We start from the raw sequence: 12,483 nt of genomic DNA, 5'->3' as shown, positions 1-12,483 counted from the left end.
ATTAGTATCAGTTATGAATGAAATGTTACACTAATAATTGTATTTGTCTTTCCAGTTTTGCCTTAGCTTTTCACGCAGCTTTTCTTCGGCTGCATTTTTTCCCGGATCGTATAGTTTAGTTCCGCTCAGCTCTTCAGGGAAATACTCCTGTGGTGAAAAATTACCATCATAGCTGTGCGAATACTGATAATCTTTACCATAACCAATGTTTTTCATCAGCTTGGTTGGTGCATTGCGGATATGCAAAGGCACAGGCAAATTACCGGTTTGTTTCACCAAAGCCTGAGCCTGGTTAATGGCTTCGTAAGCGGCATTGCTTTTAGGCGAACTGGCCAGATAGGTAACGCACTGCGACAAAATAATGCGCGCTTCGGGGTAACCGATAACGTTAACGGCTGTAAAACAATTATTGGCCAGCAACAGGGCATTTGGATTGGCATTGCCAATATCTTCTGAAGATAAAATCAGTAAACGGCGGGCAATAAATAAAGGATCTTCGCCGCCTTCTATCATCCGGGCCAGCCAATATACCGCTGCATTGGGATCGCTACCGCGGATGGATTTGATAAAGGCCGAAATGATATCGTAATGCTGCTCGCCGGCTTTATCGTACAAAGCCAGGTTTTGCTGCGCATGGGCTAAAACATTTTCGTTGGTAAGCACCATTTTATTCCCACCGATGCCATTAATGGCAATTTCGAGTACGTTTAACAGTTTCCGCGCATCGCCACCCGATAAGCGGATCAGCGCTTCATGCTCTTTTATAGTAATTTTCTTTTCTGCTAGTACACTGTCTTTCTTAATGGCCGTTTGCAGTAAACCCACCAGTTCAGTTTCGGTAAGTGATTTTAGAATATACACCTGACAGCGCGAAAGCAATGCAGAAATAACCTCGAACGACGGATTTTCGGTAGTGGCGCCGATTAAAGTAACCAATCCGCGTTCTACCGCACCTAACAAACTATCTTGTTGTGATTTGCTGAAGCGGTGAATCTCATCAATAAACAAAATGGGCAAGCCTAAAAAGCTATCTTTTAACTGTGCCGCGCGATCAATTACCTCACGGATATCTTTCACCCCGCTGTTAATGGCACTTAAATTAAAAAACGGCCGATCCAGTGCCTGTGAAATAATGTAAGCCAGCGTAGTTTTACCCACGCCTGGCGGCCCCCAAAAAATCATAGATGGCAGTTGACCACCCTCAATTGCCTTGCGTAACACGGCTCCCTCTCCTACCAAATGCTGTTGACCAACATATTCATCGAGATTTTGAGGGCGCATACGTTCGGCTAAAGGAGGCAGGTTTTGCATAATGGTAAATATATAAAAATTGATTATTTTGTTGGTCGATAATCTTGATTAACCAAATATCGAAAGCGTAAATCTTTTAATACCTTATTAAAACAAAAAGATGCAGGCTTTAGTTCTAACATACAGTTATGGATATTAAAAATTTAGATCACCTGGTACTTACAGTGTCAAACCTGGAGAGTACCTGCCGCTTTTATAACCTGGCCTTAGGGATGGAAATTGTTGAGTTTGGCGAAAACAGAAAGGCGCTGAAATTTGGCAACCAGAAAATCAATCTCCATCAACACGGAAGCGAAATTGAACCCAAAGCTTTTAAACCTACCCCCGGAACAGCTGATTTATGTTTCATTACCGATTTTCCACTGCGTGTGGTAATGGAAGAACTTAAGGAGAAATGTATCGAAATAGAAGAAGGGCCGGTTGAAAGAACAGGCGCCAATGGTAAAATTATTTCTATCTACCTGCGCGATCCGGACATGAATTTGATTGAGGTGAGTAATTATCTATAAAGATCGTCACCCTGATCCGATAGCTATCGGATTTATTTCAGGGTCTCTTTAAAGTTCAAAATGAATACGCTATCGTCCGCGTTTGTAACGCGGATGTGCGGGAATGGCGATTGCATCGCCACTGTTTAAATTAATCCTCAATTTTAGAGTGATGCTTGGTATCTTTCATGGTGGTATATAAAATGAGCGAGATTAGAATACAGCCCGTAACATACCAATAAAAATAACTTTCGTGCCCGATGTTTTTAAACCAAAGTGCAAAATACTCGGCTGTACCACCAAAAATGGCTACAGTTAAAGCATAGGGTAAACCTACCCCTAAAGCCCTGATTTCTGCCGGAAAAAGCTCAGCTTTTACTACTGCATTGATACTGGTATAGCCGCTAACAATAATCAATGCAGCAATCATCAGGAAGAATATGATGGTGGTATTGGTTTCGTGTGTTAAGCTGGTTAAAATGGGGTAAGTACATAATGTGCCCAGTACACCAAAGCCAATGAGTAAAGGTTTACGTCCAATTTTATCTGATAATAAACCAAACAAGGGCTGCATAAGGGCAAATACCAGTAGCGAAATAAACGAAAGTGTGGTTGAGGTTTCTTTACTCAGGTGCACGGTATTAAACAGAAACTTTTGCATGTAGGTGCTGAAAGTATAAAAAGCAATGGTTCCGCCCAGGGTTAGGCCCACCACAGTAAAAACTTCTTTAGGATATTGCAGCAATACAGCAATCCCGCTTTTTTTATCGGCCGACTGTTTACTTTTAAATGCCGTGGTTTCATCAATATGCCTTCTTAAATACAAAGCAATGAAAGAAAGAATTGCGCCAATAAAAAACGGAATCCGCCAGCCCCACTCGTGCAGCTCGGCAGGGCTTAACAGCCAGTTTTGCAAAATCAGCTGAATACCGAGGGCTAGTAATTGCCCGCCAATTAAAGTTACATATTGAAAGCTCGAATAAAAGCCGCGATGTTTCCGTGTAGCCATTTCGCTCAGATAAGTGGCCGATGTGCCGTACTCACCACCGGTGCTTAATCCCTGAATTAACCGCGCAAAAATCAACAACAAAGGAGCTGCAATACCAATCTGTTTATACCCTGGGGTTAAACCAATAATCAGCGATCCGATGGCCATAATCAATACCGAAAGCGTCATGGAGCGTTTGCGCCCGAATTTATCGGCTATGCTGCCAAATAACCAGCCACCAATTGGACGCATTAAGAAACCGACCGCGAAAATGCCGGCAGTATCTAATAATTGTGCCGTGGGATTGCTATTTGGGAAAAAAGCTGGTGAAAAATATAACGCAAAAGCCGAATAAGTATACCAATCATACCATTCTACCAGATTACCTACAGAACCGCCAAATATTGATTTCAACCGGTATTCTACATCTTTGATTTCGTTCTGAGGAAAGGTTTTTGACATATGGAATGAATGGATTTTGAACGATTGAATTGCAAATGAAACATTAGCCCCAATAATTCGGTTCTTATTCAAAAATATAATAATTTTATAAAGAAAGCGAGGAAGCCTCCTCCGGAACTTCCACTCTGTTACCCCGCACATGCGAAATCCAATCATTAAACGATGAAAGATAACTTTTCTACCCAGGCCGAAGGCTACTCGATATACCGGCCAACCTATCCGCAGGAACTGTATGATTATCTGTTTAAGTTAACGCTGAATAAGCAAGCTGCCTGGGATTGCGCCACAGGAAACGGACAGGTTGCGCGTGTGCTTGCCGGGCATTTTGAGAAGGTTTACGCCACAGATATTAGCGAAAATCAATTGAAAAATGCATTACAGTTACCCAATATCACTTACAAAGTTGAACCTGCAGAGCAAACCACTGCCGGAGATAACAGTTTCGATCTCATTACCGTAGCGCAGGCCATCCATTGGTTTAATTTTGAAGCATTTTATGCCGAGGTAAAAAGAACAATAAAACCCGATGGACTTTTCGCCGTAATTGGCTACGGCATTATGTACATCGATAAAAAAGTAGATAAAGCCGTGCATAAGTTGTACGAGGATATTTTAGGCAAATATTGGGACAACGAACGCCGCTATATCGAAGAAAATTACAAAACCATTCCTTTCCCTTTTGAAGAGCTGGTTGCACCACACTTTCAGATTAAAACCACCTGGAATTTTAACCAGTTAATTGGTTATTTAAATACCTGGTCGGCGCTGCAACATTACAAAAAAGCCAACGAACGCAACCCACTGGAATATATGTTTACCGAGTTAAAAGAAGCCTGGGGCGATGATGCAGAAAAAGATGTGCATTTCCCGGTTCTGTTACGGGTTGGACGCTAAATTAACCACAGAGATAACAGAAGGAAGGCACAGAGCGCACTAAGTATGTTTTGATAAACAAGTAAATATGCTCTGTTTACTCTGTGAAACCTCAGTGAACTCTGTGGTTAAAAACTATTTCATCAAATCCAAAATACCCAAAACGGTCAGTTTTTTCTGCTCGCCGCTTTGCATATCTTTTAAGGTAAGCTCTCCACTCGTCATTTCATCACCACCGATTAAAATTACGTAAGGGATATTCTTGGCATCAGCGTAAGCCATTTGTTTTTTGAGTTTGGCCGAAGTTGGGTAAAGTTCGGTAGCAATACCTGCATTTCTGAATTGTTGTAAAATTGGCAAGGCATATTTTTCAGCTTCAGCATCGAAATTACTGATGAGCACTTTGGTACCTACTTCTGCAGCGGCAGGGAAAAGGTTTAACTCTTCCAGTACATCGTAAATGCGATCGGCACCAAACGAAACACCTACGCCAGTTAAATCTTTTAGCCCGAACATGCCGGTTAAGTCATCGTAACGGCCACCACCACCTATGCTGCCCATGGCTACCTCGTTGGTTTTAACTTCAAAAATACAACCGGTGTAATAGTTTAAGCCGCGAGCCAGGGTAATATCCAGTTCCAGTTTAGCCGTTAATGGCAAACTGTAAGCAATAAGGCTTTCTACGTAGCCAAAAACCTGCTCAATTTCGGCAATACCCTTTAACCCGGTTTCCGAAGTTGCTAAAACCTCTTTCAAACTGGCTAGCTTCTCTTCGTTACTGCCCTCCAACAAAATTACCGGGCGCAGCTTTTCTAGATCCTGTTCGGTAAAGCCACGGTCTAACAGCTCTTTACTTACCCCATCTAAACCAATTTTGTCCAGTTTATCGATGGCAACAGTCATATCGATAATTAAATCCGGTTTACCAATAATTTCGGCAATACCCGATAAAATTTTACGGTTATTAATTTTTATGCTGAAATCTTTAAGGCCTAATTTGCCCAAAGCTTCATTGTAGATTAAGATAAACTCGGCTTCGTTTAGCAAACTTTCTGAACCTACCACATCCACATCACACTGATAAAACTCACGATATCTGCCTTTTTGCGGTCTATCGGCACGCCAAACCGGCTGCACCTGAAAGCGCTTAAAAGGTAAGGTAATATCGTTCTGGTGCATCACTACGTAACGTGCAAAAGGCACAGTTAAATCGTAACGCAAAGCTTTTTCAGAAATTAATGAAATCAGTTTATTGCTATTATCTTCTTCGGCAAAATCGAAAGATTTCTTTTTAGGATCTTTCAAAAATTCGCCGCTGTTTAATATTTTAAAAATCAGTTTATCGCCTTCATCGCCATATTTACCGGTTAGGGTTGATAAATTTTCGAAACTTGGAGTTTGAATTTCGGCATAGCCATACTTTTTGAAAACAGTTTTAATGGTATCGTAAATAAAATTGCGTTTTACCATTTCAACCGGAGAAAAATCGCGCGTACCTTTTGCTAATGAGGGTTTAATAACTGACATAGCCGCAAAAATACAAAAATGTAGGGTTAAACCTCACAGGTTTTAAAAACCTGTGAGGTTTGCAAATTATTTCCCCAATACCTCTTTCACCATCTCACGGTTCGGTTTACTTACCGGGATTTTATCGCCGCTATCCATCAGTAAGGTACCTCCATCTTCCTTAAGCCAGCTTTTTACAAAACGGGGGTTAACCAAATGGCTTTGGTGCGTACGGATAAAACCATGTGGTTTTAGCAAATCGGAATATTCTTTTAGAGATTTAGAAATTAACATCTTATCTCCATCACTAAAAAAGAAATTGGTATAGTTATTATCTGCTTCACATCTGATAATTTCTGTTGCTGCAACGTATCTGATTTCATTCTGTTGCGGCAAAGCAATTCTTGCCGCATTGATCTTAGCATGCGCACTATCATCCACTACCTTTTCCACAACCGGAACAGGAGAAGATGCCGGACTCCCAAAATTAATGGCTACCGTACTTGGAGGCTGGTGGGCAGAAGTATTTCTATTTCTTTTAACCAAAAAATAAATGAGCATGAAAATACCACCAAAGAAACCAAAAAACACAAGTCCAACTATCAAAAGCATTATTAATTCGGCAGCACCCAAAAATCCGGCATGAGCAAACTGAACCCCATAAGCCATTATAAAAACCAATCCGAATATTATTTTATTTTTCATTTTGCGCAGACCTGGACTTTTTAATCAGATATAAACATAAAAAAATAAAACCTGCAATTACTAAAAGTGCAAAAAGTCCTGTTATTAACAGCATAATTATTTCGGCTGACCCCATATTCATAAATGCAGCATGTGCCACTTGAGTGCCGGAAAAAATGATAAAGAAAAGTAAAAAGAGTATTTGTTTCATGTCGATTGATTAAATGTTTAGCGAAAGTAGCAGCAACCACTTTATCAAAAAATCAACATTGAGTATTTTAGGCTATTCAGAGAGAATTAATAACCAGTTTTCTAGTATCCGCTAACCTGACAAGCTTAAACCCCAAAGGCACCTGGTAAACCGGGTAGGTTTTGTGGTCAATTAAATATTGTTTTAGTGCTCTTTGGGCCCTAGTGGTTAAATCGCTGAAAGTTATTTCCCCAACACCTCTTTAACCATTTCACGGTTCGGTTTACTTACCGGAATTTTATCGCCGGTATCCATCAGTAAAGTACCTCCATCTTCCTTAAGCCAGCTTTTTACAAAACGGGGGTTAACCAAATGGCTTTGGTGCGTGCGGATAAAACCATGTGGTTTTAGCAAATCGGAATATTCCTTTAGCGGCTTCGAGATTAATACCTGATCGCCATTAGCCAAAAAGAAAAAGGTATAGGTATTATCGGCCACGCAACGTACAATATCCTCAACCGAAACATAACGGATTTCGTGTTGCTGGGGTAGTGCTATTTTCGGAATACTGGATTCACTTTTCTTAATCTGGCTCAGCAAAAAATTAAGTTGCTCGCCGTGTATCTTATTTTTAATCCTGATTTCGGCTTTGGCAACGGCAATTTTCAGTTCATCGGGATCAACAGGTTTTAACAGGTAATCTAAAGCGGCAAACTTTACTGCCTGAATGCCATAGTTATCATAAGCGGTAACAAAGACCACTTCGAAAGTTTTCAGCGTAAGTTTATTCAGCAAATCGAAACCTGTGGTTTTACCCATCTGGATGTCCAGAAAGAGTAAATCGGGCTGGTGCAGATTAACCTGTGTAAAAGCCTCATCAATGGTGGTGGCACAGGCCACCACTTTAATATCCGGACAATATTTGGCCAGTAAAATCTTTAAATTTTCGAGATTAGCCGCTTCATCATCTACTAAAATTGCCCGCATACTATAACCATTGGGTAAGTGTAATGTTAACCGTTGTTCCGCTATGGCCCGACTGGATATCGAGTACAAACGGTGTTTCCTTATAAATAGAATTGAGTAAAGATACCCGGTTTTTGCTCAGAGCCAACCCCAAACCATCGTAATTTTTGGAGGTATCGAAACCGCTCCCATTATCGGCCATTCGTAATACCAAATCTGTCCCCTGTTTGATAAAGTTGATTTCAATCTGACCGGCATTTCCCTTTTCGGCTACCCCATGTTTAACTGCATTCTCAACAAAGGGCTGCAGCAACATGGCCGGAATTTCGATATTCTCGGTATCCAGATCAGCCGAAGCACTTATTTTGTATTGAAAACCAAAACGCAACTGCTCCATTTGCAGATAGTCATCCAGTAAAGTTTTCTCTGCTGTTAAACTAATCAGTTCTTTATTTTCGAGCACATTACGGGTTAAACGGGCAAATTTACTGAGATACCGGTTGGCCTTATCGGTTTCATTTTTGTTCATTAACATTTGGATGCCAGCCAGCGCATTGAACAAAAAGTGGGGGTTTAGCTGTGAGCGAACTGATGCCAGTTGTATTCTCGCCATTTCTTTATCGCGGTGTTTTAAGGCCAATTTCTGGGCTTCTTTTCTTTTTATATAGGTTACCGCAGCGCCGAAAATTGCGCCGAAAATTGCACATAAGATTAAACCGTAAATGATAAGCTGTTTTTGAGTGAAAAGTGATGTTCTAGGTTTTAAAGTAGTAAAAAGAAAGTCTCGGCTCAGTTTGTTATTGATCCAAGAAGCATATTGGCTAGTTTCGGGATATACTGAAACCCTATACCTGCCCGGCAGTTTAAACTCTGAGACACCAATATCTGCAATTACCATACCGCCTAACTTAATCCGTTTCCATTTGGGATTCAATAATGTTGAAGAATGAGAATCAAGATTTTCAATAACTACTGAATACAAAGCATTGATATCTGTATTTTCCATCGAAACCCTTATACCTTTTACACTTCCATTAACGGCTAAACTGGTATTATTATTAATACTTCGGACGGAGTTTTCGCCTAATAATTTGAACGACAGTGATTTCGATGCAAAAATCGGCTTGTTGTATATTATTACCGAAGTAACACGCGTTTTAAGATCGGTTCTGTAAATTTGGACTTCTATTTTCTTGTTTACAGCGTTAAATATCCCTAAATCAGCCGCTACGTAGTTAGGCAGAATACTTCCACTACCCCATCTATATTTTATTTCTGTTGGGATTGCATCTTTTTTAATAACGATAGAATCGTTCTGTATAATTGAATAGCGATAAAAACTCAAACTATCTTTCTGTATCCTACTTTCAATCTCAATCGATTTTGCGCCTTTCAATAAAACGATATTCCCTGAAGGAAAGTTATTTAGATATTCAAATGGCGTAACATGCTTAGTACCGCTATCTACCACCAAAAAGATGTTGCATTTGGAATATTTTACGCCAACTGAATAATGTTTTGGATTACCATATTCATCAACTAGGTATTTATTGTTCTGTGCATGGGCAACAATTGCAAATAGTAGTAGCAAAAAGGAAAGAATTATTTTTTTCATGCGTTTAATTTTTTCATAAACATCTGGCAAAAAAGCTGCTTAAGAAATATTAAAACAGGATACGGCACGAATAATCTTGTAAAAGGAAGGTTTTAAACAGAATTTATGTTTTAGGTATTATTTATCTAATTTGTAACCATCAGGTTCATCAAAGATGTTTTCGCATCGCCCGATGAGATTCCCGCCTGCGCGGGAATGACGATCCGCTTTAACGAACTCTTCCACATGAGTTGAAAGATTTATCCTCCGGCCTTTTTGGCTTTATAACCCTCTTTTTGTAAAATGCCCATCACTTTATCCCGAACATCGCCCTGGATCATGATTTCGCCATCTTTAACCGAGCCGCCAACGCCACATTTGGTCTTCAGCATTTTACCCAGTACTTCTAAATCTTCTGTACGGCCTTTAAAGCCCGTAATTAAGGTTACAGCCTTGCCCCCACGGTTCTTTTTATCGAGCATTACGCGAAAATCCTGCTGGTTGTTGGCTGGCGTAACGGTATCATCTACTTCTTCTTCATATTCAAAATCCGGATTGGTAGAATACATAATTCCACCTAAATCGCTTAAACTATTTTTCTTTGGTTTCATAATTGTAAATGTTCATTGGTTCAGTAGCTATTAGGTTATTAGTCAATAGCTAATGGTTCATGGTTAGTTTTATCTTCGCCATACGTTTATTGGTCAATGGTTGATAGTTTATGGTTAATAGTCAGATCAGCTCCAAACTGCAAACTGTCAACTCCAAACTTCCTTATGGCACAATTACCTGCAACGCTAATTTTATCTTCGCCATACGTTTATTGGTCAATGATTGATAGTTTATGGTTAATAGCCAGATCAGCTGCAAACTGTCAACTCCAAACTTCCTTATGGTACAATTACCTGTAACGATAAGGGATGTACAAGTGCTTCAATCGCCGTACCCATCTGTAAAGGTTCGCCATCTACATGCACTGCTCCCGCTTTTTCTCTGGTAATTTTAATGTGTTTCCCTTTAATAATTTCAATCATATCCGAACTTTCGGCTGTGCCCCTTAACATTACATAACCCAAAACTGGCAGTTTTATTATCGGGAAAGGTTTAATGATACAAACATCGAGCAAACCATCTTTTACCGAAGCATTGGGAGCAATGTAAACATCGTTACCATACTGCGAAGAATTGGCAATACTGATGGCAAAGGCTTTTCGGGTGTACGAAGTACCATCAATGTCCAGCTGGTAGGTTTGTGGCTGATAATTAAAAACCTCTTTAAAACCCAGTTTTACATAGCCCGATAAGCCACGCTTTTTATCTTTCGAAAAAACCGCACTCAGGTGTGCATCGAAGCCCATACCTGCCAGGTTAAAAAAACATTTCTGGTTAAATTCAGCAGTATCTACGCAATCAGTTTTATAATTATTGATCAGCCCTATAGCGTGCTTTAAATTTTTAGGGATTTTGAGAAACCTGGCCAGGCCATTGCCTGAGCCCAGTGGTAAAATGCCCAGTATTTTATGGTGTTTAAGCACTTTGGTGGCCACTTCGTTAATCGTTCCGTCGCCACCCGCAGCCACAATTACATCAAAGTTTTTGGTAGCCGCTTCGTCGGCCAGCTCGCCGGCATGCCCCACATATTCGCTAAACACAAAGTTGGCATTAAACTTTTCCTTGTCCAGGTATTGATCTATAAAATCGGGGATACGCAGCTTTCCTCTCCCACCCGAGATGGGGTTGATAATAAAGAGGATATTGATCTTTGTGTGCAAAGTGTAAGATTGAATGCACAAAATAATCTATAATTTTTGAAATAAAGAAAATATGCTAATTTTGCAGCAGTAAAAAAGTGGATTGATTTGCTATCCCGACACTTCGGGACCGGATTGCAACCACTTAAAAAAATTGCTAATGCCTCCTTTCAATCATTTTACCACTTGTTTCCAAGGGGTGTGGCAATTATAAAATTGTTTATTTACCATTAATTTATTTAATAAATGTCGTATTTATTTACATCAGAATCTGTTTCTGAAGGTCACCCGGATAAAATTGCCGATCAAATTTCGGATGCATTAATTGATAACTTTTTAGCTTTCGATCCGGAATCAAAGGTAGCCTGCGAAACATTGGTTACTACTGGTCAGGTTATTTTAGCTGGTGAAGTAAAATCTAAAACCTATTTAGACGTACAGCAGATTGCCCGCGATGTGATCAAGAAAATTGGTTATACCAAAAGCGAGTATATGTTTGAGGCTAACTCTTGCGGAATTTTATCTGCTATCCACGAACAGTCGCAGGATATTAACCAAGGTGTAGATAGAAGCAACAAGGAAGAACAAGGTGCAGGCGACCAGGGTATGATGTTTGGTTATGCCACTAACGAAACCGAAGATTATATGCCTTTGGCTTTAAACCTATCGCACAAGCTTTTACAGGAACTTGCTGTGTTAAGACGCGAAAACAACGAAATTAAATACCTGCGTCCGGATGCAAAAAGCCAGGTTACTTTAGAATACGACGATAACAACAAACCTGTTCGTATCGATGCGATTGTAATTTCGACCCAACACGATGATTTTGATGAAGAAGCTGCGATGCTGGCTAAAATCAAAACCGACCTGGTAAATATTTTAATCCCACGTATCATTAAAAGCAATCCGCAATATGCGCACTTGTTTAACGATAAAATTGAATACCACATTAACCCAACCGGTAAATTCGTAATTGGTGGCCCGCATGGCGATACAGGCTTAACCGGTCGTAAAATCATCGTAGATACTTACGGTGGTAAAGGTGCGCACGGTGGTGGTGCATTTTCGGGTAAAGATCCAAGTAAAGTAGATAGAAGTGCGGCTTATGCAACCCGTCATATCGCTAAAAACTTAGTAGCTGCCGGTGTAGCTGATGAGATTTTGGTACAGGTATCATATGCTATCGGTGTAGCTAAACCAATGGGTATCTACATCAACACTTACGGAACTGGTAAAGTAGGCAAAACAGATGGCGAGATTGCTAAAATTGTAGAATCGATTTTTGATATGCGTCCTTACTTTATTGAGCAACGTTTAAAATTGAGAAACCCGATTTATAGCGAAACTGCTGCTTACGGGCACATGGGCCGTACGCCAGAAACTGTAAGCAAAACTTTCAGAACACCAAACGGTGAAGAAAAAACAGTTACTGTTGATTTGTTTACCTGGGAGAAATTAGACTACGTAGATCAGGTTAAAGCTGCATTCGGCATTTAATCCATCAACATAAAATTTAAAAAGGCGTTTTGCAGCAATGCAGAACGCCTTTTTTGTTGCGCATCACTTACGAAGTCTCTACATGACCAAAGGCTTGGTTAGACTTCGTAAGTTTAGCTAATCTTTTTTTGATCCCCTGTTTGGTGGCTCACCAAACAGTAGAAATCATCAAT

12 protein-coding genes are annotated in these 12,483 nt (G+C 40.1%); 3 read left to right on the top strand and 9 right to left on the bottom strand.

What is annotated here, in order from left to right:
- Window positions 1-30: 30 nt before the first annotated feature.
- Complete coding sequence (locus tag OC25_RS13980; protein ID WP_039477088.1) at window positions 31-1,311, bottom strand: replication-associated recombination protein A; 1,281 nt, start codon at window positions 1,309-1,311, stop codon at window positions 31-33.
- Window positions 1,312-1,439: 128 nt separating this feature from the next.
- On the opposite strand from OC25_RS13980, the gene OC25_RS13975 reads away from it, so the two are divergent.
- On the top strand, window positions 1,440-1,820 hold the full coding sequence (locus OC25_RS13975; protein ID WP_039477086.1) for a VOC family protein: 381 nt from the start codon (window positions 1,440-1,442) through the stop codon (window positions 1,818-1,820).
- Between the two features lie 130 nt (window positions 1,821-1,950).
- Here OC25_RS13975 and OC25_RS13970 read toward each other — a convergent pair whose 3' ends face one another.
- Window positions 1,951-3,249 (bottom strand): MFS transporter, encoded by a 1,299-nt coding sequence (locus tag OC25_RS13970; protein ID WP_039477084.1) that lies wholly within the window; start codon window positions 3,247-3,249, stop codon window positions 1,951-1,953.
- Between the two features lie 162 nt (window positions 3,250-3,411).
- Between OC25_RS13970 and OC25_RS13965 the strand changes: the two genes are divergently transcribed.
- Window positions 3,412-4,143: a class I SAM-dependent methyltransferase gene (locus OC25_RS13965; protein ID WP_039477081.1), complete on the top strand. Its 732-nt coding sequence runs from the start codon at window positions 3,412-3,414 to the stop codon at window positions 4,141-4,143.
- Window positions 4,144-4,257: 114 nt separating this feature from the next.
- Here the strand turns inward: OC25_RS13965 and hisS are convergent, their stop codons facing one another.
- From hisS to OC25_RS13930, 7 genes are all read right to left on the bottom strand, one after another.
- Window positions 4,258-5,649, bottom strand: a complete 1,392-nt coding sequence (gene hisS / locus OC25_RS13960) for a histidine--tRNA ligase (RefSeq protein ID WP_039477078.1) — start codon at window positions 5,647-5,649, stop codon at window positions 4,258-4,260.
- A gap of 66 nt (window positions 5,650-5,715) precedes the next feature.
- Entirely contained in the window at window positions 5,716-6,333 is a 618-nt protein-coding gene (locus tag OC25_RS27350; RefSeq protein ID WP_082018600.1) for a LytR/AlgR family response regulator transcription factor, read from the bottom strand.
- The gene (locus tag OC25_RS13950) at window positions 6,323-6,523 is read right to left on the bottom strand and encodes a hypothetical protein (RefSeq protein ID WP_039477076.1); all 201 of its coding nucleotides are present in this window, start codon (window positions 6,521-6,523) and stop codon (window positions 6,323-6,325) included. The genes OC25_RS27350 and OC25_RS13950 overlap by 11 nt, the downstream gene beginning before the upstream one ends.
- 222 nt (window positions 6,524-6,745) lie before the next feature.
- A complete protein-coding gene (locus tag OC25_RS13945; protein WP_039477074.1) occupies window positions 6,746-7,489 on the bottom strand; it encodes a LytR/AlgR family response regulator transcription factor in 744 nt (247 codons plus the stop codon).
- Between the two features lies 1 nt (window position 7,490).
- Window positions 7,491-9,083 carry a sensor histidine kinase gene (locus OC25_RS26950; protein ID WP_156131478.1) on the bottom strand — a complete coding sequence of 531 codons (1,593 nt, stop codon included), beginning with the start codon at window positions 9,081-9,083 and terminating at the stop codon, window positions 7,491-7,493.
- A gap of 239 nt (window positions 9,084-9,322) precedes the next feature.
- Complete coding sequence (locus tag OC25_RS13935) at window positions 9,323-9,673, bottom strand: translation initiation factor (protein WP_052266213.1); 351 nt, start codon at window positions 9,671-9,673, stop codon at window positions 9,323-9,325.
- Window positions 9,674-9,952: 279 nt separating this feature from the next.
- A complete protein-coding gene (locus OC25_RS13930) occupies window positions 9,953-10,834 on the bottom strand; it encodes a diacylglycerol/lipid kinase family protein (RefSeq protein WP_039477072.1) in 882 nt (293 codons plus the stop codon).
- 225 nt (window positions 10,835-11,059) lie between these two features.
- Between OC25_RS13930 and metK the strand changes: the two genes are divergently transcribed.
- Window positions 11,060-12,310, top strand: a complete 1,251-nt coding sequence (metK, locus tag OC25_RS13925) for a methionine adenosyltransferase (RefSeq protein ID WP_039477070.1) — start codon at window positions 11,060-11,062, stop codon at window positions 12,308-12,310.
- The last annotated feature ends 173 nt before the right edge of the window (window positions 12,311-12,483 follow it).

The sequence above is a fragment of the Pedobacter kyungheensis genome (genome assembly GCF_000812965.1).
GTDB lineage: Bacteria > Bacteroidota > Bacteroidia > Sphingobacteriales > Sphingobacteriaceae > Pedobacter > Pedobacter kyungheensis.
Note: the sequence above shows the minus strand (reverse complement) of the source record. Positions and strands in the feature narration are given on the sequence as shown.